The sequence below is a fragment of the Pseudomonas sp. FBCC-B1667 genome (assembly GCF_059133255.1).
Genome location: NZ_CP101437.1, coordinates 3,427,742 through 3,453,663 on the forward strand (window position 1 = coordinate 3,427,742; position 25,922 = coordinate 3,453,663).

The following is a 25,922-nucleotide window of genomic DNA, read 5'->3' on the forward strand; positions in this document are numbered from 1 at the left end:
ACGCGACTTTCGTTTTTTTCATTTTCCTGCGCACATCCGACTCGCCTCGAAACCGTGTTCGTGCTTGGCGCATGTTTTCTTTAGCGAGATGTGCAGGACCGAGATGCATTGCATCAGGTTTTATTACAAGGAATTTCTGCATGCACACTTGATTCGATGAGTCGTCGTTACGATCCAAACTGATATTACTCAATGTCTTGTTACTCACTCTTATTACAATTGTTCTCGTGTCTTTAGGGGGGCGATCTGCGTTACGGGCACACGATGAAATGACCCGGCGCATACCCAGCGCGCGGTGGTAGCAATCGACCGCAGCTTGATGCATTTGCATGGCAGCGTCGCGCATGCCGAGGCAGCTGAGAGTGCACTGCAAGAGATTGTAGGCGCCGCCGCAGAAGTTTCCGATCTGGCTTCACAGATTGCTATTTCGGTTGAACAGCAGAGTGCCATCACTGATGAGGTAAGTAGAAACATTGTCTCCATGGGTCAGATGGCTGAAGAGATTAATCAACTGTTGATGCTACTGAGCAAGAACAGGCGCAAGTGGCTGAGCAGATGAAAGAGCTTGGGCAACATATTGATCGATTCACACTTTGATATTTATTTGTGACATCTGAAGCCAAGTGTTTTGTCATGCCGGGTCAAGCCGGTCGGCTTCAATGAAATTAAGCTGTAGGTGCATGAAAATTATCGAAAGTCACTGGGTCACATCCTATGCTCAATCGTTCACTCCGATATCTGATGTGTGGTCTGTCATTGATCAACGTAGCGTTGCCAGCAGTAGGGGCTCCAGCGCCAGTCACATCCGAGATGCAATTCGAGCCGGAGGAAGTTCGAGTTGAAGTGCTTGGCGATCACCGCGACCAGAACTGGTTCTGGGCGTGGGGGAGCAACGCACCAAGCATGGCAAGTGGCCGTGTCATGCTGTTTGATGATGTGGGTCGCAATCTTGGGCAGTTGAGCACTGGAGTCTGGTTCAACAGTCTGCTGCCTTCCCAAAAGCGTGACGAACTCTACGCTGTCGAAACCTATTTCAGTCGAGGTGTTCGTGGTGAGCGTACCGATGTGGTCACGGTCTACGATTCTAAGACGTTGAGCGCCATACGCGAGATCGCTATTCCAGCCAAGCGCATGACCGCCCTGATTTCCACTGGACTGAGTGTGTTGTCGGACGATGAGCGTTTTCTGTTGGTGTTCAACTTCACCCCAGCGCAATCGATCAGTATCGTTGATCTCGAAAACAATCGGTTTATAAAGGAAGTCCCCACGCCTGGCTGCGCGGCTATATATTCTGCTGGCCCCCGGGATTTCTATTCGATCTGTGGCAATGGCGCTTTCCTGCACCTCCAGCTAGACGATCAAGGTCAGGTTATTAAGCAAGAGCGCAGCGCTCCACTCTTCGATCCCCTGCAAGATTTGTTGCTGACCACCGGTTCTCGCCAGGGTAATACCTGGTACTTCGTATCGCAGAAAAACTTCGTTTATGGGCTCCAAATGAGCTCTAGTGGCATAGAACAGTCGCAGCGCTGGTCATTAGTCAGCGATCAGGAGCGCGTCGACGGCTGGGGAGTTGCCGGCAACCATGGGATTGCGATGCACGAGAAGAGCGGTCGGCTGTTCGTTCTTATGCACCAGGACAAGCCGGAAAATTATGAGAAGCCTGGTACCGAAGTCTGGGTTTATGACACTAAAACTCAACAAAGAGTTTCTCGCATAAAGCTAAACGAATTAAGTGTTGCCATTGCCGTTAGTAAGGGTGAACAACCGCGCCTCTATAGTCTCGACTATATGGTACCCCTGCCAGCGGAGTTCATAAGCTCAATCTATGCGTCCAAAGGGGAGGCTGGTCTGGTACCGCTGATGCGCCAAAGCATCAATCTGTACGACGTCGGCAGTGGCAAGCATTTGCTTAGTGTCGACGAGCTGCCGGCAGGCGCCATGAACGAGGTGATGTCGTGGTGATTTCAATTGCTCTCCAAGACCCAGTTGTACATCTCGCCAGTTCCCTTGGTTTGAGCTTGTTACTCGGAGCGGCAGCACTGCACAAGTTGCAGGATGGGAAAAGTTTTTCCCGTGTGCTGGACGACTATGGCATCGCCTTGGGAATGAGGCTGCCTCTTTGGTTGCGTTCGGTGCTGAGTCGTCTGCTCCCATGGTTGGAGATGATTGCCGCTATCGGACTCTTGGTGAGCATATGGATGCCTTGGACTGCGCTGGGTGCGGCGATCCTTATCGGGCTCTATGCGGTCGTGCTGGCGATAAGTGTTGCGCGCGGGGCGGTCATTGAGGACTGCGGTTGCAATTTTGGCAGTCAGCACCAGGCGCTGAGCGGGGCACTGGTGTGGCGAAACGTGTTGTTGCTTTTGCCCGTGTTGAACCTGATGGCGCCTATGAATGGTCGACCACTGGTGTGGTTGGACGCCGTCACGCTGGGCTTCTTACTGCCCATTGTTGCAGCACTCTATGTCCTGACCAATTTGCTGATCTCCAACCGTGTTTCTCTTCGAGCCCTGTGAAAATCATGATGAATGCACTGATTGTCTCAAGTTTTTTTTCCTGGCTGATGACATTGGGTCTGGCCTTGGCGGTGTGGGCTCTGGCCCGCCAAATCGGCCTTCTTCACGAGCGAATCAAGCCCGTGGGCGCGTTATCACTTGGCAAGACCATCAAGGCCGGTGAGATCGCCCCGAGCTTCACCTTGCCGAGCTTGAACGGTGGCTCTGTCAGCATCGGCGGGGGCAATGCCCAAGGACAATTGACCCTGCTCTTTTTCCTGTCTGATACCTGCCCTGTCTGCAAGAACCTGCTGCCCGTGATCAAGTCGATTCTTGAGCATGAGCGTGTACGTCTTCGAGTCGTTCTCGCCAGTGACGGTGACGTCGCCTCTCATCAGGCGTTCATTCAAGCGCACCGTTTAATGGATTTCCCTTACATGCTTTCACGCGAAGTAGGGTTGGCCTACCAAATCAGCAAGTTGCCGTACGGTGTGCTGATCGATGCTGCGGGCGTCGTGGTCACTCACGGGTTGATTAACACCCGCGAGCATCTTGAAAGCCTCTTCGAGGCTCAGGCTCTGGGCTTTGCATCGATGCAGGCATTTCAAGCTGCCCAGACTGGGACTGAACACTCCCTTTACAAGCAGGTGCATTGAAAATGGCGATCAAATGGTTTGACGAAGCCACCGAAATCTTTGCCCGCACGACGGCTCGAAATACTTCACGGCGCGGCTTCCTGGGTGGGTTGGGCACCGTACTGATCGGCGCGGGCGCGGCGACGCTCCTGCCGGTCTACCGCGGTAGTGCTTTTGCTCAGTCGTCTTCCGCCTTGGTTGAGGAGGGCGACCCTAACAGTTGTGAGTACTGGCGTTATTGCGCGATCGATGGGTTTCTTTGCGGTTGCTGCGGTGGATCAACGACCAGTTGCCCGCCCGGAACCGTACGGTCGGATATCACGTGGATCGGTACATGCCATAACCCGGCCGACGGCAAGGACTATGTGATTTCCTACAACGATTGCTGTGGCAAGGAAAACTGCGGCCGTTGTGTATGTCAGCGCGACGAGGGCGATTCACCCATGTACCGCCCGCAGAGTTCAAATGACATCAACTGGTGCGCCGGCAGTCATGCAGACATGCCTTATCACTGCTCGTTGTCCGTGGTAATCGGTGTGAAGGCGTAAGGCGATGTCGGCTCGCACTCTTTCCGCCGCCGCTTTTGCCTGCCTGATGATCGGCTCGACCTCGCTATTGGCTACGGAACAGCGTCAGTTCGATTACATGCTCAATTGCCAGGGTTGTCATCTGCCGGATGGCAGCGGCAACCCGGAGCGGCAGGTGCCAGCATTTTCCGGTCAGTTAGGTAAATTCCTCAGCGTGCCGGGTGGCCGCGCCTTTTTGGTCCAGGTGCCTGGTTCAGCGCTTTCGGGTCTTTCGGATGACGCGCTGGCAGGTGTCCTTAACTGGATGCTGGAGACCTTTAGTTCCGCCGAACTGCCTTCCGGGTTCAAACCTTACACCGGCGCGGAGTTACACGAATGGCGTCAGGTTGCTGTACCTGACATTGCGGGGGTTCGTAACGATTTACTCCAGCATATCGCCTACCTAGAAGAACAAAAGCGCAAGGGAAACTGAACCCATGAAATCAAACATCAGTGTCGGCTTTTTCTTACTTGTCGCCACGTTAAACGCTTGGGCTGTTGATGCGCCCACCGCAACGACCCTCGGGACTTGCGTTGCATGTCATGGCGAGCAGGGTCAAGGCAATGCTGCACTAGGCGCCCCTAACTTGGCGGGTCAGCATCCGGTTTACCTGGCACAGCAACTACGCGGTTTCAAAACCGGGGCACGGGGCTACGACCCCAAGGACATCCACGGCACGCAGATGCGCACCATAGCGGCCAATATCGATGACGCTGAAATCGAACGCTTGGCGCTTCATTACGCGCGTCTGGAGCCGCGGCCATCGCCAGTGGTCGTCGGCGAGCAGGCAACCCGGGGTCGAGAACTTTATCAGGGGACGTGTGCCAGTTGCCATGGGCCGGAAGGTGGGGGCTTTGCCTACCTTAAAGCACCCAACCTGCGGATTCTTGACGCCAGCTATCTCGATCGTCAGCTCGTTAACTACGTGCAGGGTGTGCGCGGCAGTGGTGGTCACGCGGATCAGCTTGGGCTCTGGATGCGCGGCATTTCTCTGCAGATTAGTGGAGATGCTGATCGCAAGGCGATTATCCATTACATCGTAAGCCTGTCTGCGAACGGCAAAGCCAGCAAAAACTGAGTGAGAGAGTAACTAATTCGACAAGACTTGATTCTCAAGCTGGCCGAAGAGCATGTGCAACTTAATAAAAAAACTGAGTGGAGTTTCCATGTCTACACCTGAAGTGTTTATCGTCAGCGCCACACGAACTGCAATCGGCTCCTTCGGTGGCACGCTTAAGGATATCCCGCCATCTCAATTGGCGACGACCGCCGTGCAGGCTGCTCTGCAACGCAGCGGTTGCGCACCGGACCGTGTTGGCAATGTTGTGATGGGCACTGTAATACCGACCGATACGCGAGACGCTTATCTCTCTCGCGTTGCTGCCATCCAGGCTGGCATACCGAAGGAGACTCCGGCATTCAACGTCAATCGCCTGTGCGGTTCCGGACTGCAGGCGATTATTTCAGCGGCACAAGGCCTGCTGTTGGGAGAAACCGAGGTTGCGATTGCCGGCGGTGCCGAGAGCATGAGTCGTGGGCCCTACATGCTTCCGGGCGCGCGATGGGGTGGGCGTCTGGGCGACATGCAGGCTATTGACTACATGTTGGGTATTTTGCATGACCCTTTTCACCGCATTCACATGGGCATTACCGCCGAGAACATCGCCGAGCGGTACGGTGTCAGCCGCGCCTATCAGGATGCGCTCGCTCTGGAAAGCCAGAAACGTGCAGCGCGCGCTATTTCTGAAGGCCGCTTTGCCGGGCAGATCGTACCGGTGGAAGTGAAAACGCGTAAAGGCCTGCAATTGTTTGAGGTCGATGAGCACGTGCGCGGTGATGTAACCCTGGATCAGTTGGCAGCCATGAAAGCGGCGTTCAAACCGGACGGTACAGTGACCGCCGGCAACGCTTCGGGTTTGAATGACGGCGCCTCAGCGCTGCTGCTGGCAACTGATGCGGCGGTCAAAAGCGATAACTTGCGTCCGCTGGCGCGTTTGGTCAGCTACGCGTGTTCTGGGGTTGAGCCAGAGCTGATGGGGTTGGGGCCGATTCCTGCTACTCGTCTCGCCCTAAAGCGCGCCGGCCTGACGGTCGCAGACCTTGACGTGATCGAGTCCAACGAAGCCTTCGCTTCCCAGGCCTTTGTGGTCGCACGCGAACTTGAGTTTGATCCTGCCAAAGTCAATCCGAACGGTTCAGGTATTTCCATCGGCCATCCAGTGGGTGCTACGGGCGCGATGATAGTGACCAAGGCTATCCACGAGCTGCATCGCATTGAGGGGCGCTATGCATTGGCGACCATGTGCATCGGTGGTGGACAGGGCATCGCCGCGATCTTTGAGCGCGTCTAGAGGCACGTTCGTCAATGAATCATGTCGGTGAGGAGTGCATTGAGGAGGCTATCCCTTCTCGAAGGGAACTGCTGCGCAAGACCGCTTTACAGCTTTTCGCCCTGCGAGGTTTTGCTCGGGTGGGCTTACGCGAACTGGCGCAGCAACTGGGGATGGGCCCCGGTTCCTTTTACTGCCATTTTGAAAGTAAAGAACAGCTGTTGTTTGAGCTGATCGAGGAACTTTTCACCGACCTGCTCGCGTTGGCACGGCGCCGCAAAAAGGATTGCTCTGTTGCGTGCCTGCAGGCGTTTGTGCAATCCCATATAAGTTTGCATGAGCGACGGGCGATGAATTTTCTAATTGCTGAACGCGAGTTTCACTGTCTATCACAGGAGCATCAGCAACACATTTGCATGATGCGACAAGATTATGAAAATCACTTTTTGTTTCTTTTGCGCGAGGCGGGGGCGACCGCGCCCTCGTCGGTGTTAACGGCGATCGTACACGCAGTAATGGCATTTCTTAACAATCTGCCACGTTGGGTGGAGAAGTCCGGACTGGAAGCGTCGGAGCGCCCGGCAATCCTCAGCGCACTAGTGCTTGGATCGCTTTCCAGTGTGCTGCCGTCCTCAGCACACACCGTACTTGGGAATGATTCCTTGCCTCGCAAGCGTGTTGCCCGCAAGTGAAGCTGGCTCTACATCAACCACTGCATATCAATGCAAATTATTTTTAGAGATTCTGATATGGCCGATTACAAAGCTCCTTTGCGCGATATGCGTTTTGTCCTCAATGAAGTGTTTGAGGTGTCCAAGTTATGGGCTCAACTGCCGGCCTTGGCTGAGGTGGCAGATGAAGACACCGCTATGGCCATCCTGGAGGAGGCCGGAAAAATCACGGGTGAAGTGATCGCTCCGCTCAACCGCAGCGGCGACGAAGAGGGATGCTCATGGCGTGACGGCGCGGTCAAGACTCCTGCAGGTTTCCCCCACGCTTACCGGACCTATGCAGAGGGTGGCTGGGTGGGTGTCGGGGGGGCGGCGGAATTTGGCGGGATGGGCATGCCTAAATTAATCGGCGCCCAGGTTGAAGAAATGGTCAACTCGGCAAACATGTCGTTTGCCCTATACCCGATGTTGACTGCCGGGGCCTGCCTGTCGATTCTGAACCACGCTAATGAAGAGCTTAAGGCCAAATACCTGCCCAACATGTACGAGGGTCGCTGGACTGGATCGATGTGCCTCACTGAACCGCATGCGGGCACCGATCTTGGAATTATCCGTACCAAGGCCGAACCGCAGGTCGATGGCAGCTTCACCGTCACGGGCACCAAAATATTCATCACCGGAGGTGAGCAGGACCTGACCGAAAACATCATCCATCTGGTACTGGCCAAGCTTCCGGACGCACCTGCTGGCCCCAAGGGTATTTCGCTTTTCATCGTGCCCAAGTTCCTGGTCAACGCCGATGGCTCGTTGGGAGAACGAAATGCAGTCCATTGCGGCTCGATCGAACACAAGATGGGCATTAAAGGCGCAGCCACCTGTGTGATGAACTTCGACGGCGCCACCGGCTGGATTGTCGATGCGCCAAACAAGGGGCTGGCGGCTATGTTCACGATGATGAACTACGAGCGCCTGGGCGTCGGTATTCAAGGCCTGGCCTTGGGTGAGCGGTCTTACCAGAACGCAGTCGAATACGCCCGGGACCGTATCCAGAGTCGTGCACCGACTGGAGCCCAAGCCAAAGACAAAGTTGCAGATCCGATCATCGTGCACCCAGACGTCCGGCGTATGTTGCTGACGATGAAAGCACTGAATGAGGGGGGACGTGCTTTTTACAGCTACGTGGCGATGCAACTGGACACTGCCAAGTACAGCGAAGATCCCGTAACGCGAGAGCGTGCCGAAGAAATGGTTGCCCTGCTGACCCCGGTGGCAAAAGCGTTCCTTACCGATATGGGTTTGGAGACCACAGTACATGGCCAACAGATCTTTGGCGGACATGGTTTCATTCGTGAGTGGGGCCAGGAGCAGTTGATCCGTGACTGCCGCATCACCCAGATTTACGAAGGTACTAATGGCATCCAGGCGCTCGACTTGATGGGGCGCAAGGTGGTCGGCTGCAGTGGGAGTTTTTACAAGCATTTCAGTAACGAGGTGAAGGATTTCATTAGCGCGGCCGATTCGGGCCTGAGCGAGTTCACCGTGCCGTTGCAAGCAGCTGTCGACACCCTTGATGCGCTGACCGCTTGGGTCATCGTGCAGGCCAGGACTAACCCTAATGAGATCGGTGCTGCCTCAGTCGAGTACCTCCAGGTGTTCGGTTATACCGCGTACGCCTACATGTGGGCGCTGATGGCACGTGCAGCCTTGGACAAGCAAGAAGAAGGTGACTTTTATGTCAGCAAACTCGGCACAGCGCGTTTCTACTTCGCTCGTCTGTTACCACGTATTCATTCATTGAACGCGGCAGTAAAGGCCGGCAGTGAGTCGCTTTACAAGCTCGACGCCGCGCAGTTCTGAACGCTTGGGGCGCTGGTCGACATCAGTTGAAACGCTGGTGCCAGCGCCAAAAAATCCTTATTGATATTCAATGAAATCCCTCTGGGAGATGTCCCCATGGTTAAAACAAAAATAATTCCCCCTTCGCCAGGCGCGTACGAATACCCATTGCTGATCAAGAGTCTGCTGCTTTCAGGGCAGCGCTATGAAACAGAGCAGGAGATTGTCTACGCTGACAAGCTGCGTTACAGCTACCGCACGCTCAATGAGCGTATTCGGCAAATGGCCAACGTGTTGACAGCCGCAGGTGTCAAGGCTGGGGACACCGTGGCAATGCTGGATTGGGATAGTCATCGCTACCTGGAATGTTTTTTCGCGGTGCCCATGATCGGCGCCGTACTGCATACCGTAAACGTTCGCCTGTCTGCGGAGCAGGTGCTCTATACGATGAACCATGCGGAGGATGATTTGGTCCTGGCCCATGATGACTTTCTGCCGCTGCTGGAGCAGATTCATGGCGGACTGAAGACCGTAAAAGGCTATATCCAACTGAGCGACGATACGGCCAAAGCAACGACTTTGCCCGTAGTGGGTGAGTACGAGCAGTTGCTGTCCCAATCCCCTGCGACTTATGACTTCCCCGATTTTGACGAAAACTCGGTTGCCACCGTGTTCTACACAACAGGCACGACCGGTAACCCGAAGGGTGTGTACTTTAGCCATCGACAGCTGGTGCTGCATACCCTGGCCATGGTGGGCACTTTTGGTGCCTATCAAGGGTTGCCGCTGCTTCGCTCTGACGATGTCTATATGCCAATCACCCCAATGTTCCACGTCCACGCCTGGGGAGTGCCCTACGTGGCGACGTTGATGGGGATAAAACAGGTTTATCCGGGACGTTATGACCCCAATACCCTGGTGCGCCTCTATCGGCAGGAGAAGGTCACGTTCAGCCACTGCGTGCCAACCATTCTGCAGATGATTCTGGGTTGCCCCGAGGCAGCCGGAACGGACTTCAGTCGCTGGAAAATGCTCTTGGGCGGGAGTGCCCTGGCACTTGGCACCGCACGTCAGGCGGCAGCAACTGGCATGCAGGTGTTTAGCGGTTACGGTATGTCTGAAACCTGCCCGATTTTATGTGCAACTTATCTACGGGCTTCTGAGCTTGAACAGTCAATGGAGGAGCAGCTACCGCTCAGGATCAAAACCGGAGTGCCGGCGGCAATGATCGACCTGAAGATCGTCGACGCCTGCGGCAAGGACGTTTTGCACGACGGAGAGTCGATGGGGGAGGTGGTGGTAAGAGCGCCCTGGTTGACTCAGGGCTACCTGCACGACCAGGAAAAAGGCGCCGAACTCTGGGAGGGGGGCTGGCTGCACACCGGCGATATCGGCTCTATCGATGCGCGCGGCGTATTGGAAATCAAGGACCGTATCAAAGATGTGATCAAGACTGGCGGCGAGTGGATCAGCTCTTTGGAACTGGAAAGTCTGATCAGTAAGCATCCGGCCGTCATGTCCGTTGCGGTCGTGGGTATTCCTGATCTTCAGTGGGGCGAACGGCCAATGGCGATGGTTATCTGCACACCCTCATTGCAGATCAATCAGGCGAATCTGGAGGACCACCTGATGCAGTTCGTTGACAACGGCAGCATCAATAAATGGGCGATCCCTAAAAAATTCCTGTTCGTCGATGATATTCCCAAGACAAGCGTTGGCAAAGTTGACAAGAAACTCATACGAGAAACCGAGTTCGCGCAGCGAGGATGATTATTTTGCGTTCAGGCGTTTGAGATTTTATTCCAAGGAAGTTGCCATGCCCGATAACAATAATATCTATCCCTCTAAAGCTCGCGCCTGGGGCACGGTCACCATACTGATGATGGCCTACCTGTTGTCATTTGTTGACCGGCAAATCCTTAACTTGTTAGTCGGCCCAATACGCCGCGACCTGATGATCAGCGACACTCAGATGAGTCTGTTGATGGGACTGTCCTTTGCTCTTTTCTACACCGTATGCGGCATTCCTCTTGGGCGCTTGGCCGACACCAAAAGCAGGCGCGGCTTGATCGCCTTTGGCATATTGTTCTGGAGCGCGGCCACGGCAGCCTGCGGCTTGGCGAGGCTCTACTGGCAGTTCCTGATTTGCCGGATCGGCGTCGGCGTCGGCGAGGCAGCCTTGTCACCCGCGGCCTACTCACTCATAGCGGACAGCTTTCCCGCCGAGCGCCGTGCTACGGCAATCAGTGTCTATTCGATGGGGGTGTACCTGGGCTCGGGCTTCGCGTTTCTGTTTGGTGGTTTGGTCATCAAGCTGGCCTCTGCCCAAGGTGAAGTGTTGCTGCCGGTGCTCGGGGAAGTGCGCCCCTGGCAGCTGATTTTTCTCGCACTTGGCGCTGCAGGATTACTTTTCAGCCTGCTCCTCCTGGTGATTAGGGAACCTGCCAGGCACGGCGTTGGCGCGGGTATCGCCGTGCCGTTTTCAGAGGTTGGACGGTATCTGCGCGCTAACAAGCGCACCGTGCTTTGCCATAATTTCGGCTTTGCCGGCCTGGCGTTCGCCGGTTACGGCAGTGCAGCCTGGATTCCGACATTCTTCATTCGCACCTATGGCTGGGATGCCGGTCAGGCCGGCATCGTCTACGGCGGCATAATGGCCGTCTTTGGTTGCTTGGGTATCGTGCTCGGCGGGAGGCTGGCCGACTGGAAGGCGAGGCGGGGCAGGAGCGACGCCAATATGCGTGTCGGTCTATATGCCGCGCTGGGTGCTTTACCTTTTGTACTGGCCTTCCCTTTGATGGAGAGCGCACACTGGGCTGCAATTCTGGTCGCACCCGCCGTGTTCTTTCTGAGCATGCCCTTTGGTGTGGCCCCGGCGGCTATTCAGGAGATCATGCCCAACTCCATGCGGGGCCAGGCGTCGGCTATTTACCTGTTTGTGATAACGCTGATCGGCTTGGGCATTGGACCAACGGCGGTGGCGGTAATGACCGACTATGTCTTTGGCGATGATATGTTGATCCGCTACTCATTGATGATTGTCACTAGCATCGCGGTGCTGTCCTCGGTTCTATTGCTGAGCATGAGTCTAAAACCCTACCGCGACAGTTTGGCGCTTCTCAATCAGTGGCGACCAGAACTTCTGGTCATTGACTCATGCGGCGACCCTGCATGACCGCACGCCCCTGTGGTGCATGGCGTAAAAATTGCTACATTCGGTATACATCGTCCACCGGAACAACCGTGAACTTGCCGAATTCGCCTTGCAGGCAGGGAATTTGGTAATTTTGCTAGCCGTGTTGTCGGAGTAGAAATCCGTTTGAGAGGCACACATGCACTATCCACGACTACCCCATGCTTCCCCAGTTGCACGCGTCAAGGGCGATGGAGTCGCGGCTCAACATGCATCATTCGATCAAGCGAACGAAACGCGCCTGTTTCTGCGATCCGTACATCCCGGCCAGATACCCGCAACGGCTCACGCCATAGCGCTGGTCATAGATTTCGCTCGGCAGCGTGGCCTCAGCGTTGATGCCGTCCTGCGCGACTGCAATCTCCAGCCGGAGTGCCTGTATTCGCCTTCGACCTGCCTGACCCGCGAGCAAGAGCTGAAAGTGTTCGAAAATCTCCTGGAACTCAGCGGCGATGCTACGGTAGGGCTCGAGATTGGGAGACGGCTTCACGTTTCCTGCTTCGGCGTGCCGGGCTACACGATGTTGGTCAGCGCAACGGTCAAGGATGCTATCCAATGCTTAAGCACCTTCCCGTTGTTAATGGGCCTCTATTTCAATGTAACCCTGCGAGAGGAGGGTGACCAGACGGCGATCGTCGTCGATGATTACTACTACTCAAAGCAGCTCGAGCCCATGTTCACGGACATGATGCTCGCGGCGATAATGGCGATTACCGCCGATCTTGCCGGGTGCCCGATACATCCGCTCGGCGTTACCCTTCGACACACCCGGCCGTCACATTACGACTCCTGCGCCGAGCTATTTGGTTGCGATGTCATTTATGGGGCGCCCGAGAACGTCATCTATTTTCCCACCGTTCTGTTATATCAGCCTGCAGCCCTGGCCAATGCCGTAAGCGGCGAGGCGCTCTACCTACAGTGCCTCGGCATGGAACGCGATGGCGCAGCCAAAGTGACCAGTGACCTCATCTCGCAGATTCGCGATTTGCTCAACCGAGACGTGATTGAATTCAGCAATTTGGGGCGTGTGGCCGAGCATTTTTTCCTTACGGAACGGACGCTGAGGCGTCGTCTGAAGTCGATCGACATTTCCTTCCAGCAATTACTCGACGAGGCGCGGCAAAAGCGCGCTGAAGACTTGCTGCTCGAGGGAGTGAAAATTTCCGACGTAGCGGAGTTCCTCGGCTATAGCGACATTTCCAGCTTTCGACATGCTTTTCGTCGATGGACCGGTTTCTCCCCCAGCGAGTATCGCCATCGGGCAGTTGGCTGATCACCTGCGCGCCAACATCATACTCTCGACGTCATTATGTACAGATCGATTGCCGACTACCCGATGAGCCTTGCTGCTCGTCCGGAGTTCGCCTTCTCCTCGCGTTCTTGAGTAATCAGAGCGCTGGCCGACGCAGCCCGAAATCATGTCTTTTGTCCGGATTTATCCCCTGTTTTGTCCTCTTTGACTCTGACTCCGCGTGTCCGCTCGCGCAGAGAATGAGCGTGCAAGTGGCGATCATACAAGCCGCCCGTTCGTTGGATTTCAACCACGTACAGGAATAAAAACGCATGAACCAGATAGTTGCAGAGGGCGCCGCGCTCGACGATTGCTCAAGTATGCTCGGCTCGCTCAAGTCTAGCTCCAATACATCCCCACCCAAACGCATGGCCCGCGTCCTCGGATTACCTTCACTGGTTCTGTTTGGCCTGGCGTATATGGTGCCGCTGACAGTGTTCACGACGTATGGCCTGGTGACACAGACAACGGCCGGGCATCTTCCCGCCGCTTACGTCGTTACCCTGATCGTCATGTTATTTACCGCTTCCAGTTATGGAAAGATGGCCGCTTCCTTGCCGTATGCCGGCTCGGCCTATGCCTATGCCAGTGCTGCATTCGGGGGCAAGATCGGCTTCATGGTCGGTTGGGCATTGTTGCTCGATTACCTGTTTGTCCCGATGATTTGCTACTTGGTCATCGGTATTTACATGGCCCCATACTTCCCGGATGTACCGATGTGGGTGTGGATCTGCGGCAGTATTTTCGCCTCATTGGTGCTGAACGTCCTGGGTATCAAAGTGTTGGCCAAGGTCAACTTCGCTTTGATCGCTGTCCAATTCCTGTTTCTCGCCGTGTTCGTTGGAGTCTCGATCGTCTCGCTTTCCAATTCCCCTGCGGTGTCGTTCACAGCACCTTTTTACAGTGCAGATATGAACTATCCAGGACTGCTGAGCGGAGCGGCCACACTGTGCCTGTCTTTTCTAGGTTTTGACGCGGTTTCGACGCTGTCGGAAGAGACCCGTGATCCAGCGCGAAACATTGCGCGTGCCATCATCTTGTGCACTTTGTTCAGCGGCGGTCTGTTCATCTTGATCGCCTATATCGGCCATCTGGTGTTCCCGGACTGGCGCACATTCGAAAACGTAGACTCGGCGAGTTTTCAAGTGATTCAGCACGTCGGCGGGCAACTGCTCGGGGCGTTTTTCACCGCTATTTATGTCGCTGGGAGTTTCGCCTGCGCCATCACCGCGCAAGCCAGTGTCGCCCGCATCCTCTTTGCCATGGGTCGTAACGGCGTGCTGCCCAAGCGCTTCTTTGGCCTGACCAGCAAGCGTTTTGGTACACCTGTTTCAACCACCATACTGGTGAGCTTGTTATCGCTGTTTGCACTGGTGATCAGTCTCGACCTGGCGTCGACCATGATCAGCTTTGGCGCACTGACTGCCTTTTCTTTCGTCAATCTTGCCGTCACCAAGCACTTCATCTGGGACAAAGGGCTTCGCGGGCGCAAGGCCTTGCTGCGTTACGGCGTGGTTCCTTTGGTCGGCCTGATCCTGACGCTGTGGCTTTGGACCAATCTCTCGCATGCCACGTTCGAGGTCGGCCTGGCCTGGCTTGGAGGGGGGCTGCTTTATCTGGCCTGTTTGACCAAAGGTTTTCGTAAGCCCACACCGCAATTGCATCAGCACGATGACGAAAACACCTTCAATGACGACACCCATGCCCGGGCGATTCATTAATCTGCATAGAGATTTTCAGCATGACTATCCATGAAAACGTTACTGCTCCAGCCTGTAAAAGTGATGAACTTCAGGCCTTGGCGAAAAAGCATTTGCTTATGCACTTCACCCACGCCGCGTATTACGACAGCGCGCCACTTACGATCATGAACCGTGGCGAAGGCTGTTGGGTCTGGGATGAGTCTGGCAATCGCTATATGGATGGGCTGGCCGGTTTGTACTGCGTCAATATTGGTTACAGCCATGGTGTTGAAATTGGCGAAGCGGTAAAGCGTCAGATGAGCCAACTGCCTTATTTTACCAATTGGGGCTTTGCCCACGAGCCGTCCATTCGCCTGGCTGCAAAAATAGCCTCACTTGCACCGCCGCAGATGAACCGAGTCTTTTTCACTTCAAGCGGCTCGGAGTCTAATGAGTCGGCTATGAAACTGATCCGGCAATATCATTTGGCGAGGGGTGAGCATGCCAAAAGCAAGTTTATCGCTCGACGTGTGTCCTACCACGGCACCAGTTATGGCGCGCTTTCACTTAACGGTATGACCAACATCCGAAACATCTTCGAGCCATTGATGCCGGGTGTTCGACATGTTTCCAACACCAAGCGCTACAAGCGCCCAGAAGGGGAAAGCGAAGCGCAATTTACCGCTTTTCTGCTCGACGAAATCGAATCCCTGATTATTCAAGAGGGCCCGGAAACCGTTGCGGGGATTTTCATTGAGCCCCTGCAAAATGCTGGCGGTAGCCTGACACCGCCCGCCGGTTATGCCGAAGGTCTGCGTGCCTTGTGCGATAAATACGCGGTGCTCATGGTTGCTGACGAAGTGATTTGCGGCTTTGGTCGTCTTGGCGAGTGGTTCGGTTCTATACGCTACGGCATCAAGCCGGACATCATCACGTTTGCCAAAGGCATCGCTTCAGGCTATTTCCCCCTGGGCGGAATGATTACCTGTGATTCGGTCATGGATACCATCCTCAATGGTCCGCACCAGATGTTTCTGCATGGCCTGACGTATGGCGGTCACCCGGCGGCATGCGCTGCGGCGCTTGCCAATATCGAGATCATGGAGCGCGAAGACGTTCTTGGTAACGTGCGGCGCAATCAGGACTACTTCCGCGCCAAGCTTGAGGCACTCAAGGCACACCCTATTGTCGGAGACGTACGCGGCGATGGTTATCACTACTCGCTCGAACTGGTCACCGACAAGGCCAGCCGCAGTTGGACATCCGCTGTGCCTTCCCAGGAGTTTGTCAGCACTCGCCTTGCGCCGGCTTTGTTCAAGTCCGGATTACTGTGTCGCGCCGCTGTTGACCATGAAGGTACGCCGCTTATCCAGGTGTCCCCACCTTTGATCCTTTCGCGCGAAGAAATTGACTGGCTGGTCGCGCGACTGGATGCGGTGCTGGGCCAACAGATCGAAATCGGCTTCGACTGACATCCAGGGTCGTGCAGAGCCTGTCCTGATGGGTTGATATTTGTTGGTATTGCACGACCGTGCGCCTACGTGGCGCACGTGTCGTCGAATCTCCGTATCGCCCGTGTTTATGAAGCCCCGCGCTGTTACCCCCATTCGACATTTTTCATTCGGTCTGCCGCAATTCGCCAATACCAGAGTGGCAAGGCAACTACCGAAGCGGGTCATGGCCACCCTCAGTTTTCAATCTCCATGATCCGGGTTACCAGCCACGCCAGCGCTGGGTCGTGTTGGCGATGACTCAGGTAAACCAGTTCGAGTTCGAACGGCTTCAGCGCAAATGGCAGCTCATGTAGATCCAGAGGTAACAGATTGGCGAACTCCTGCGCCAGGCGCGTCGGCAGCACCACACAGAGATCTGTCGCTGACACAAGGTGCGCGGCCTGCAGGTAGTTTGGGGTGGTGGAGACGATCTGCCGCGCCAGACTTTGTTCGGCCAGCCACTGGTCGATCATGCCGCGAGTCTGACCGCCATGAACCCATAGGTGACGCAGTCTCAGGAAGGTATTCAGATCCATCCCGTGGCTGAGCTGCGGATGTCCCTGACGCGTCGCTACTCGCAACGTCTCGTTGCGCCAGAGGAGACGGGTGAAGCGTGCTGGTACGTCGTCGAAGCGGCCCAGTACCAAGTCCAGTTGACCTCGATCCAACGCATCGACTGGCAGGTTCGGTGTCAGGTGCTCGACATCGATGCGCAGGTGTGGCGCATGCGTCTGGAGATATGACAGCAAGGGTGGCATGCACAGTTGTTCGACGAAATCGGTGAGAGCGCCCCGTAATTGGCGTTGACTTTGGAGTGGCTCGAAGGGATCTCCCGTAGCAAGGCTTTGCGCGATCTGTTGTAAAGCCGCCCGGATCGGCCCTTCCAGTGCCAGGGCTTTGGGGGTAGGGCGCATGCGCCGTCCGACACGCAACAGCAGTGGATCGTCCAACTGGTCGCGCAAGCGTGCCAAGGCGTTGCTGACTGTGGGCTGAGTCAGTGCCAAGGCGCTCGGCCGCTCGCGAGACATTCTGTTCGCGCATCAGCATGTCGAAGATACGCAACAGGTTCAGATCAAAGTTAGAAATATTCATGTGGCAAATATATGGCTTACGAAACCGTAATATCACAAATACTTTAAGTCTTCTTAAGGTGATGGATGTTCTTTCCCACACATGCAGGAGCGTCGCATTGTGAATACCCAATTCAATATCAAGCAGATCGCCGTCATCGGCGCAGGCACCATGGGACGCGGCATTGTCATAAGCGTCGCCAGTGCCGGGTTGCCGGTGCTATGGCTGGATAGCAACACCGCGACGCTCGACGCGGGACTGGCAATGATCGAATCAACGTGGTCGCAGCTAGTCGGTAAAGAGCGCATCACTCAGGTCGAGGCGGACGCCAACCTGCGGCGGGTGCGGGTGGTGAAAGATTACGCTGCACTGGCCGAAGCCGATCTGGTGATTGAAGCGGTGTACGAAAGTCTGGAGCTCAAGCAGGAGATCTTCCGCGCACTGGATGTGCACCTCAAGCCACGGGCCATTTTGGCAAGCAACACTTCAGCCCTGGATATCGACGCTATCGCCGCTGTCACAAGCCGGCCACAGCAGGTGCTGGGACTGCATTTCTTCAGCCCTGCGAACATCATGAAACTGCTGGAGATCGTTCGTGGCGAGCACACCCATAGTACGGTGCTGCAAGCGGCACGTGCACTTGGTAAGCGTATAGGCAAGGTAGCGGTGGTGGCGGGTAACTGCCCTGGCTTTATTGGCAACCGTATGTTGCGCACCTACATTGCCGAAGCGCGCAAATTACTGCTTGAAGGTGCGTTGCCACAGCAGGTGGACGAGGTGTTGCAACAATTTGGTTTCGCCATGGGCCCGTTTCGCATGTTTGACGTGGTCGGCATCGATCTGGAGTGGCGTGCTCGCCAACTGGCTGGGCAGAGCATGGAAGAACCGCTGATGCAGATCGACAATGCCTTGTGCGAACTCGGTCGCCTGGGCCAGAAGACTGGTCAGGGTTATTACCGTTATGCCCCGGGTAGCCGCCGGGCCGAGCACGATCCGCTGGTCGATTCGCTTGTGCTCAGGGTTTCCATGGGCTTGGGTTATCGCCGCCGCGATATTACCGCCGAGGAAATACTTGATCGTTGTCTTTTGGCGCTGGTCAATGAAGGGGCGAAGATCCTCGAAGAAGGTATCGCTGCCAACAGCCGCGACATCGATCAGGTTTGGCTGAACGGATATGGTTTTCCCGCACAAACCGGTGGACCGATGCATTGGGCGGATGAGCAGGGTTTACCAAAGACTCTTGCTCGGCTGGAGCGCTTGCACGGGTTATTTGGCGAGCATTGGCGCCCCGCTGGACTTATTCACCAATTGATGGCCAGCAAGAAGCGCTTTGCCGAAGTACAGGAGGGCGGGCATTACCTTTCAGGCTCCCCAGCGCGACATGCGAGTTGTATTGCTTGAATGATTTGATGTCTCTGGGCGCTGTGAAAAATTTCACAAGCAAGCCTGGGATTGACTAAGCAATTGCTTCTGTTCGTACAAGGGATTTCAAGCATGAAAGACGCCATTATTGTATCCACTGCCCGCACACCAATCGCCAAGGCGATGCGTGGTGCATTTAACAACTTCAAGACGCCGAGCATGACTGCCATCGCTATCCGCGCTGCGGTCGAGCGCGCGGGCATCGAGCCGGCGCAAATCGAAGATTTAGTGCTGGGTACGGCAATGCCTAGCGGCACCGCGGCCAACAATCCGGCGCGTCTTGCAGCCTTGGCTGCCGGCCTGCCGTTATCGGTGAGCGGGCAGACTGTCGATCGTCAGTGCGCATCGGGATTAATGGGCTTTTGTGACTCCAACGCGTCCTGCGCTTCTCGGCTGATGCCATAGTGACGCGCCACGAGCTCGGCCGTCTGCAGCATTGGCATGTAGGCATGCTCGCAGAGGCGCAGTATTTCAGGATCGTACGACTCGATCGCCCATTGGTTGTGTGTAGCTTGTACTAGGCTGATTTGCTCCTGCCCGGCGCCGATGGTGACCATCATTCCGTCGACCATAATTTGCTTGGCAGCGATGGCGAGCGGAGCGCGAACGGTTGGGCATGCTTTGTTAGAGGGCAAGCGGCGCGGAATGAAGTTTGTGGTGGTGACGATGTGCGTGGGCGGCGGAATGGGTGCGGCGGGATTATTCGAGGTTTTATAACAAAGCGGGAATTTGATCTGCCAGCACGCATCCCGTTGCTCAGAAGATGTTTCCCTGGTCCAAATATTCGCCTGTGCCCCAACTGAAAGTATGGCCTCTAGCAGGCCGTACCGGTGGGGCTGGGAAGGTGTAGCTCGAGGAAAGTAATGAATAACAATACAACTCAGGTGGTGGTCGGGTCCTTCGAACTCGATGAGCATCAGATCAAGCGCTATGGTGTGAAGGGGGCCTGGCGATCTGCTATCCAGCGAGACTGTGACTGGCGCTGTATTGACGTCTATGGCCATGTCAACAACGTTATTTACCTGGACTGGTGCCAGGAGGCGCGTAGTCGTCATTTCGCACAAGTGGCTGGCCATTTCCCAGGGCAGGGCGGGATTGGATTGGTGGTGCGCGCGGTCGAGTTTACTTACCACAAGCCGATGTTATTGGGTGAACAGGCCCTGATAACCACTCGTCTCAAGCGCATGGGAAACTCCAGCATCGTGCAAGAATACGCCATTTGGAACGGCGATCTGTGTGGCGAAGGGGTCGCCACTTGTGTGTTCTACGATGCTCGGGCCGGCACCAAGGCGGTCCCGAGTCAGGCATTACGGGAAGCAATGGTGGCACGTGAACCTCTGCTCGGACCGACCTGGTTTCAAATACAGCAAAGCTGAGGTGCTTCTGGTCAACCTTTGCCAGAAGGCGAGTACACCGACGACTTGTTTTCGATCTCTCAACCGGAAGCGACCGAGAAAGTTATGGGAGTTTTGGACGCCATCAATGGCAGGTGGGGCAAGTGTCAGCTCCATGATCGCCGCTTCGAGGGCGAGTTGGTTTTGATTGATTTTGTAGAGTAGGGAAGGGAGCAGGTCTGAGTTCGACATTGTGATTCCTCCGTGAAAGAGGGCAGCGTAGCAAAGGTCTGAAATGGTCGGACACGGCTCCGCAACCGTCGAGTCCTGGCTAACCAAGTGATTTCGGTTTGGATGCAAAAAGGCCCTTCGAGGGCCTTTTGTATTTGCAGATATCGACCTCAGTAACCAAATCCTCAACCGGCTTTTCCGGCTATCTGCTACACCTCCATTAGTGTGCTTCGCAAACCCTCAACAGAGGCAAAGACGATGAATTCAATTTGGGCAGAGCAGGTGGCGGTTGTGAGCGGTGCGGGAAGTCAGATCGGAATCGGTATGGCTATTGCCCATCGTCTTGGGGCTCAAGGGGCCAAGCTGATCGTCACGGCAAGCAGCGCACGCATCAATGAGCGGGTTGCGGAGTTACGCGCCGCCGGCTTCGAAGCAGAGGGTCGACCGGTAGACTTGACTCAGGAGACTCAGGTTAGTGAGTTCGCCGCTTGGGCTGAGGCCGTCTGGGGCCGCATCGATATTCTTGTAAATAATGCCGGTATGGCGATGCAAGGAAGTCCAGAACCGTTCGCCGAGTTCACGAATACGAGCCTCGAAACCTGGAATCTTTCCATCGCTAGAAATCTGACAACTGCGTTCCTGTTAACTCAAGGGGTGTTGCCTGGGATGCGGGCTAGAGGCTATGGCCGCATAGTGAACATCAGCTCAACCACAGGCACACGAGCCAGTAATCCAGGAGAGGCTGCTTACAGTGCAGCAAAGGCCGGAATGGTAGGGATGAACATGAGTCTTGCTCTTGAGGTTGCTCATCTAGGTATCACTGTAAATTCAGTTGCCCCTGGTTGGATAGCGACAGGGTCGAGCACTCCTGATGAAGTCAAAGCAGCACGCTCTACACCTCTTGGGAGAGCGGGTCGGCCAGAGGAAGTGGCCGCTGCCGTTGTATTCCTGGCTTCACCTGAAGCGAGTTACATCACAGGTGAGTTGCTCGTGGTGGATGGAGGCAATTGCTTGGTTGAGAACAAAGCTTATTAAAACGTTTTGAATCCCTTCTGAAACCGTTGAGACCTGACTGACCAAGTAATTCTGGTTTAAGCAGAAGAGGGGCCTTTCGATGGCCTGTTTTTGTTGGCTCTTAGTCTGGGTAGCCAGCTTTAGAAGGGGTCATGTATCACAGGGCGCTAGCTACAAGAGAGACTAACGGCCTTCGCGGCGCGTTCGAGCTGTTGTTTAACATCGACGGGAATCCGCTGCTTCATTAATCGTTGTTCGAGGAATGCCTGATCGCCTCGAGCTTGCACCTCTGCCTCAACAGCGGCGTCCTCCGCTTTTATGGTGGCAGCGTGACTCTCCATGACCGAATCAATATCCGCCGCGCTATTGGCACCTTCGAGGGCGCTGATTAGTTTCGCCACTTCCTCCTCTTCAGCGTTAGCGTAGTCCTCTACGGTCAAGCCGGCAGCCAACGCTCGCGCGCGAATCTCCACTCTTTTTAAGGTTTGCTTTGCTTCACTGCACGAAAATTCTTGGTTCTGCTTGTCGATGGCTCTCCACTGGAGCAGTCCAAACGTCATCGCGCCGATTATCGCTAAGGTGAGACCACTGATCACGATCTGCTTCATGGCCACTCTCGAACGTCTGATAAGGATCTTTCGATGGGAGTCCATTTATTTCGATTCGACCAAATCAAATCGTAGCATTGAAATTGGCTTTTCCCTCATATCGCCAGGGCTTTCGACGGCGTAGCGCTCCCCCCCCGTCATTTCGGTTGTTGGTCAATCACAATGACGTCCTCAGGTTCGCTGGCATTGCTCTAGAGAACGACGCAAAGTGCAGTGTCACATCTGAATGCCTGAAGGGGAGATGGAAGGGATGTCGACAGCTTGTAAGCCGAAAATCGAACGTTCGAATAAATGACCATCTCCAGGGTATCTGCCCCCACCATAGCGGGTACTGAGAGGGGAGTATGAACAACGATTTGCGGCAACAAGGGGGTCTGAGTACCTGCTAACCCGCTCGGATGGCTAGCGAAGTGGGACCGGTTCAAGTTCAGACCAACGGGGATGAAGGGCTGCGACTGAAGACCACCTACCAGACACGAGTTGAAGCTGATCTTGAGTGCGAGCGGCAGAATCTGTAGCGACTAAAGTCGTTTTTTTAAAGTGGCAAGCTGTGCCTTCTCTATAGGCATTTACCAATGCCTTATAACTATCGGCGCTAAGCGTTGCGATAAAATCGAAGAACCTCGTGTGCTTTGAGTCCCCGCACGATACGTACTTTTATCTGCTTCACACTCTCACCATTCAATGTTCCTGCGCCGTTGGCAACGCTCCGAGCAGTAGCGCACCTCAGCCCAGCAGCGCGCCCATTTCTTGCGCCAGGCGAAAGGCAATCCGCAGACCGCACAGGTTTTGATCGGTAGTTCACTCTTCTTCAAAACGACTCCCCGACATCCAGTTTGGCGAGCAGTTTCTGGCCACGATCCCAGAGTGCTTGCTGCTTGGATTCAGTCATACGATCGAGGTTTTTATAGACCATGCCCATACGCTGATTGCTACGCAGAAGGTCGCCATGACGTATTAGAAAATGCCAGTAAAGCGAATTGAAAGGGCAGGCGTCGTCCGTCGTGCTTTCACTGACTTCGTACGCACAATTACGGCAGTAGTCGGACATGCGCTTTATATATTGGCCACTGGCGCAGTAAGGCTTGGAGCCCAGGTAACCACCATCGGCGTGCATGACCATGCCCAGTGTGTTGGGCAGTTCGACCCAGTCGAACGCGTCCATGTAGATCGCCAGGTACCAGTCGCAAATCTGGCTCGGTGCGATGCCGGCCAGCAACGCAAAGTTGCCGGTGACCATCAAACGTTGGATATGGTGGGCATAGGCATGTTTCAAACTTTGGCCGATCGCCTGGCCCATGCAATTCATCTTGGTGTCGCCCGTCCAATAGAACTCTGGAAGCGGCCTGCTGTTGCCAAACAGATTGCCGCCAGCGTAGTCAGGCATTTTCAGCCAGTAGACGCCCCGTACATATTCACGCCAGCCAATGAGTTGACGGATAAAGCCTTCGGCAGCGTTTAATGGAATGCTGTGCGCCCAGTAAGCAGCCTCGACGTCGCTGCATAATTGACGCAGATCCAACAGGCCAATATTCAGTGCGGCGCTGATCCGCGCGTGGAACAGGAAGGGTTCATCACTGGCCATCGCATCCTGGTAGTCGCCGAAGGCTGCCAGACCCCAGTCGAGGAAGTAGTCCCACAGCGCTTGGGCCTCGGCGTGAGTCACCGGGTAGTCAAAGGTGTCGAGGGCGCCGTAGTGGCTGGAAAAGCTTTTTGCGACCAGCGCCAGCACGTCCCGGGTGATTGCATCGGCTGAAAAACGGAGGGGTAAGGGGGCTCTAACGCCTTTAGGCAGTGCCTTGCGATTTTCGGCGTCAAAGTTCCAGGCGCCGCCGACCGGGCTGCCATCGCCGTTGAGCAACAAGCCACTCTTGCGTCGCATCTCGCGGTAGAAGAACTCCATGCGCAGCTGTTTTTTGCCTTCGGCCCAGGATGAAAATTCGAATCGGGTGCAGTAAAAACGGGTATCGGTATGCCACTGAATCGCCAAGCCGCAATCTTTGAGCGACTGCTCAAGGCGCCAGTCACCGCATTCTGTCAGGTGCAACTCATCCGGCTGCAGCAGCGACTGCCAGCGGCGTAACTCGCCCGGCACCGAGCCGCTGTTTTGCGGATCATCGAGCGTGACGTATTGCACGCGAATGCCACGCTGCTGCAATGCCTCAGCAAAATGGCGCATGGCACTGAAGATCAGTGCGATTTTTTGCGGGTGATGGGGCACATGACTGGCTTCCTCCATCACTTCGACCAGTAAAACCGTATCGCGCTCGCTGTCCAGCCCCTTCAATGAGGCCAGGTCAAAAGACAACTGGTCGCCCAAAACCAGGCATAGTCGGTGAGTCTTATTCATTCGACAAAATCCAACGGAAGGGTGACTCACCAAGGCGCAGTCAGCGAGAAAGGAATGCGCAACGACTCGATTGGCCCTTCATGTGAGCCGCACATCTCGTCATGGACACATTGCTGCACGAGCGCGCAGGGAAATGGCGGGACGAGCTGCAATAACTCACGCAGGTGATTGATCGAGCGAAGGTGCATAGGCTTCGCTGCATCGTCCAGCAGAGTGAACTGTCCGTGATCCAGCCTGACTCGCGCCAGATAAAAACCGCCCTCCAGCGACAGCAGCTCCAACTCGCGTACTTCGCCCTTCGCGGCCCGTTCGGTCAATGCTTGCAGATTCAAGGTTCACTCCCTGCCTACCAAGGTAGGCGTTCTCCGTTATAAGCAAAGAAATTGCCGCTTTCGTCAGGCGGCAAACGGTCAATCAGTGATAACAACTCATGGGCAGCGATACTTGCCGGCCTGGCTGCAGAGGCGCCACGAAAGGGCTGTGACAGGCCCGAAATGACGGTGCCGGGATGAAGACTCAATAAGCGGGTCTGAGGGCGCGTTCTTGCAAGTTCGATGGCAGCGGTTTTAATCAGCATGTTCAGCGCCGCCTTGGAGGCGCGATAGGCATACCAGCCGCCCAAGCGGTTATCGCCGATACTGCCGACCTTGGCGGAGAGCATCCCCATCGCGCCTCGAGGGTCAAGCAAGGGCAGGAAGTGACGCAAAACCAGTGCAGGCCCGAGTGTGTTGACTTGGAATATCGCCTGAAGCGTATCCGCTTCAATAGAGGTGTAACTTTTTTCAGGCTTGATGTCTTCGCGATGAAGCAGACCGGCAGCATGTAAAATCAACTGGTACGGGGCTTCTTCAGCTAATTCGGCGGCCGCCCTGGGGATACTATCGGGCTTTTCCAGATCCAATCCTGGAACACTGTTGCGCCCCAGATCACGAACAACCGAGCATCCTGGATCTTCGTTGAGCAACTCACAAAACGCCGCGCCGAGCGCTCCACTGGCGCCTATCACCAGGGCACGGTAGCCCTCGCCAAGGGAGTTCATCCTGAAAGAACTGTTCATTTAGCCTCTCCGCAGACAGACGTGATCTATTAGCGCTAACCCAGTCGCCCTATCAGTTGCAGGAACTCGTGACGCGTAGCGGACGAATCGCGAAAGGCACCCAGCATCACCGATGTGGTCATCACCGAGTTTTGCTTCTCAACGCCTCGCATCATCATGCACATGTGCTTTGCCTCAATAACCACAGCCACACCGGCGGCATCGGTCATGTGCTGAAGGGCGTCGGCAATTTGTTTGGTGAGGTTTTCCTGAATCTGTAAGCGGCGGGCAAACATATCGACCACTCGTGCGACCTTAGACAGGCCCAATACCCTCCCTGTCGGGATGTACGCGACATGAGCTTTGCCGATGAAGGGCAGCATGTGGTGCTCGCACAATGAATACAGTTCGATGTCGCGCACGATGACCATTTCGTCGTTAAGCGATTCGAACAGTGCACCGTTGATGACTTCCTCCAGATTCATCGTGTAGCCGTTGCATAGGTACTGCAGCGCTTTGGCTGCGCGCTTGGGCGTGTCCAGCAGTCCTTCACGCTCAGGGTTCTCGCCTACGGCGACGAGAATTTCACGGTAATGCTCGGCGATTGATGGGTTCATTTAGATTCCTCGCAGCCATGCTGCGCTTCATGTGATGGCAATCCTT

Annotated in this window: 24 protein-coding genes and 4 pseudogenes; 21 read left to right on the forward strand and 7 right to left on the reverse strand. The window is 55.3% G+C overall.

Annotation, left to right across the window (positions count from 1 at the left end; translation table 11 throughout):
- The first annotated feature begins 316 nt into the window (after positions 1 to 316).
- From NL116_RS15585 to NL116_RS15655, 15 genes are all read left to right on the forward strand, one after another.
- Entirely contained in the window at positions 317 to 559 is a 243-nt protein-coding gene (locus NL116_RS15585; RefSeq protein WP_494377967.1) for a hypothetical protein, read from the forward strand.
- A gap of 155 nt (positions 560 to 714) precedes the next feature.
- The gene (locus tag NL116_RS15590) at positions 715 to 1,962 is read left to right on the forward strand and encodes an amine dehydrogenase large subunit (protein ID WP_494377968.1); all 1,248 of its coding nucleotides are present in this window, start codon (positions 715 to 717) and stop codon (positions 1,960 to 1,962) included.
- Positions 1,956 to 2,516, forward strand: a complete 561-nt coding sequence (locus NL116_RS15595; protein ID WP_494377969.1) for a MauE/DoxX family redox-associated membrane protein — start codon at positions 1,956 to 1,958, stop codon at positions 2,514 to 2,516. Before NL116_RS15590 ends, NL116_RS15595 begins: the two co-directional genes overlap by 7 nt.
- A gap of 5 nt (positions 2,517 to 2,521) precedes the next feature.
- Entirely contained in the window at positions 2,522 to 3,151 is a 630-nt protein-coding gene (mauD, locus tag NL116_RS15600) for a methylamine dehydrogenase accessory protein MauD (protein WP_494377970.1), read from the forward strand.
- An 8-nt stretch (positions 3,152 to 3,159) separates the two neighbouring features.
- Entirely contained in the window at positions 3,160 to 3,678 is a 519-nt protein-coding gene (locus NL116_RS15605; RefSeq protein ID WP_494378071.1) for a methylamine dehydrogenase light chain, read from the forward strand.
- A 4-nt stretch (positions 3,679 to 3,682) separates the two neighbouring features.
- Complete coding sequence (locus NL116_RS15610; RefSeq protein WP_494377971.1) at positions 3,683 to 4,129, forward strand: c-type cytochrome; 447 nt, start codon at positions 3,683 to 3,685, stop codon at positions 4,127 to 4,129.
- Positions 4,130 to 4,133: 4 nt separating this feature from the next.
- Positions 4,134 to 4,775: a c-type cytochrome gene (locus NL116_RS15615; protein ID WP_494377972.1), complete on the forward strand. Its 642-nt coding sequence runs from the start codon at positions 4,134 to 4,136 to the stop codon at positions 4,773 to 4,775.
- Positions 4,776 to 4,863: 88 nt separating this feature from the next.
- Positions 4,864 to 6,048, forward strand: coding sequence for an acetyl-CoA C-acyltransferase family protein (locus tag NL116_RS15620; protein ID WP_494377973.1), 1,185 nt, complete (start codon positions 4,864 to 4,866; stop codon positions 6,046 to 6,048).
- Between the two features lie 14 nt (positions 6,049 to 6,062).
- Positions 6,063 to 6,719, forward strand: a complete 657-nt coding sequence (locus tag NL116_RS15625) for a TetR/AcrR family transcriptional regulator (protein WP_494377974.1) — start codon at positions 6,063 to 6,065, stop codon at positions 6,717 to 6,719.
- A gap of 57 nt (positions 6,720 to 6,776) precedes the next feature.
- Positions 6,777 to 8,555 (forward strand): acyl-CoA dehydrogenase C-terminal domain-containing protein, encoded by a 1,779-nt coding sequence (locus NL116_RS15630; protein WP_494377975.1) that lies wholly within the window; start codon positions 6,777 to 6,779, stop codon positions 8,553 to 8,555.
- Positions 8,556 to 8,651: 96 nt separating this feature from the next.
- A complete protein-coding gene (locus NL116_RS15635; RefSeq protein ID WP_494377976.1) occupies positions 8,652 to 10,304 on the forward strand; it encodes a fatty acid--CoA ligase in 1,653 nt (550 codons plus the stop codon).
- A gap of 46 nt (positions 10,305 to 10,350) precedes the next feature.
- The gene (locus NL116_RS15640; RefSeq protein ID WP_494377977.1) at positions 10,351 to 11,709 is read left to right on the forward strand and encodes a spinster family MFS transporter; all 1,359 of its coding nucleotides are present in this window, start codon (positions 10,351 to 10,353) and stop codon (positions 11,707 to 11,709) included.
- A 157-nt stretch (positions 11,710 to 11,866) separates the two neighbouring features.
- Complete coding sequence (locus tag NL116_RS15645) at positions 11,867 to 13,000, forward strand: AraC family transcriptional regulator (protein WP_494377978.1); 1,134 nt, start codon at positions 11,867 to 11,869, stop codon at positions 12,998 to 13,000.
- Positions 13,001 to 13,290: 290 nt separating this feature from the next.
- A complete protein-coding gene (locus NL116_RS15650) occupies positions 13,291 to 14,739 on the forward strand; it encodes an APC family permease (RefSeq protein WP_494377979.1) in 1,449 nt (482 codons plus the stop codon).
- Positions 14,740 to 14,759: 20 nt separating this feature from the next.
- Positions 14,760 to 16,172, forward strand: coding sequence for an aspartate aminotransferase family protein (locus tag NL116_RS15655; protein ID WP_494377980.1), 1,413 nt, complete (start codon positions 14,760 to 14,762; stop codon positions 16,170 to 16,172).
- 215 nt (positions 16,173 to 16,387) lie between these two features.
- Here the strand turns inward: NL116_RS15655 and NL116_RS15660 are convergent.
- Positions 16,388 to 17,285: pseudogene (locus NL116_RS15660) on the reverse strand (LysR family transcriptional regulator).
- A gap of 99 nt (positions 17,286 to 17,384) precedes the next feature.
- Between NL116_RS15660 and NL116_RS15665 the strand changes: the two are divergent.
- The 6 genes and pseudogenes from NL116_RS15665 to NL116_RS15690 all read left to right on the forward strand — a co-directional run bounded on the left by NL116_RS15665 (position 17,385) and on the right by NL116_RS15690 (position 21,286).
- Complete coding sequence (locus NL116_RS15665; protein WP_494377981.1) at positions 17,385 to 18,665, forward strand: 3-hydroxyacyl-CoA dehydrogenase; 1,281 nt, start codon at positions 17,385 to 17,387, stop codon at positions 18,663 to 18,665.
- 93 nt (positions 18,666 to 18,758) lie between these two features.
- Positions 18,759 to 19,085 (forward strand): annotated as a pseudogene (locus NL116_RS15670) (thiolase family protein); the annotation flags it as partial.
- 195 nt (positions 19,086 to 19,280) lie between these two features.
- Positions 19,281 to 19,403: pseudogene (locus NL116_RS15675) on the forward strand (acetyl-CoA C-acyltransferase); the annotation flags it as partial.
- A 146-nt stretch (positions 19,404 to 19,549) separates the two neighbouring features.
- Positions 19,550 to 20,062: an acyl-CoA thioesterase gene (locus tag NL116_RS15680; protein ID WP_494377982.1), complete on the forward strand. Its 513-nt coding sequence runs from the start codon at positions 19,550 to 19,552 to the stop codon at positions 20,060 to 20,062.
- Positions 20,034 to 20,185 (forward strand): annotated as a pseudogene (locus NL116_RS15685) (DNA polymerase V subunit UmuC); the annotation flags it as partial. The gene NL116_RS15680 and the pseudogene NL116_RS15685, both read left to right, overlap by 29 nt.
- Positions 20,186 to 20,509: 324 nt before the next feature.
- The gene (locus NL116_RS15690) at positions 20,510 to 21,286 is read left to right on the forward strand and encodes an SDR family NAD(P)-dependent oxidoreductase (protein ID WP_494377983.1); all 777 of its coding nucleotides are present in this window, start codon (positions 20,510 to 20,512) and stop codon (positions 21,284 to 21,286) included.
- 146 nt (positions 21,287 to 21,432) lie between these two features.
- On the opposite strand, the gene NL116_RS15695 is transcribed toward NL116_RS15690, so the two are convergent.
- From NL116_RS15695 to folE, 6 genes are all read right to left on the reverse strand, one after another.
- Entirely contained in the window at positions 21,433 to 21,873 is a 441-nt protein-coding gene (locus tag NL116_RS15695; protein WP_494377984.1) for a hypothetical protein, read from the reverse strand.
- A gap of 674 nt (positions 21,874 to 22,547) precedes the next feature.
- Positions 22,548 to 22,688: a DUF2256 domain-containing protein gene (locus tag NL116_RS15700; protein ID WP_494377985.1), complete on the reverse strand. Its 141-nt coding sequence runs from the start codon at positions 22,686 to 22,688 to the stop codon at positions 22,548 to 22,550.
- Entirely contained in the window at positions 22,685 to 24,223 is a 1,539-nt protein-coding gene (locus NL116_RS15705; protein ID WP_494377986.1) for a cryptochrome/photolyase family protein, read from the reverse strand. Before NL116_RS15705 ends, NL116_RS15700 begins: the two co-directional genes overlap by 4 nt.
- 26 nt (positions 24,224 to 24,249) lie before the next feature.
- Complete coding sequence (locus tag NL116_RS15710) at positions 24,250 to 24,555, reverse strand: DUF6482 family protein (RefSeq protein WP_494377987.1); 306 nt, start codon at positions 24,553 to 24,555, stop codon at positions 24,250 to 24,252.
- Positions 24,556 to 24,569: 14 nt separating this feature from the next.
- Entirely contained in the window at positions 24,570 to 25,280 is a 711-nt protein-coding gene (locus NL116_RS15715; protein ID WP_494377988.1) for an SDR family NAD(P)-dependent oxidoreductase, read from the reverse strand.
- A gap of 35 nt (positions 25,281 to 25,315) precedes the next feature.
- Complete coding sequence (folE, locus tag NL116_RS15720) at positions 25,316 to 25,876, reverse strand: GTP cyclohydrolase I FolE (RefSeq protein ID WP_494377989.1); 561 nt, start codon at positions 25,874 to 25,876, stop codon at positions 25,316 to 25,318.
- Between the last annotated feature and the right edge of the window lie 46 nt (positions 25,877 to 25,922).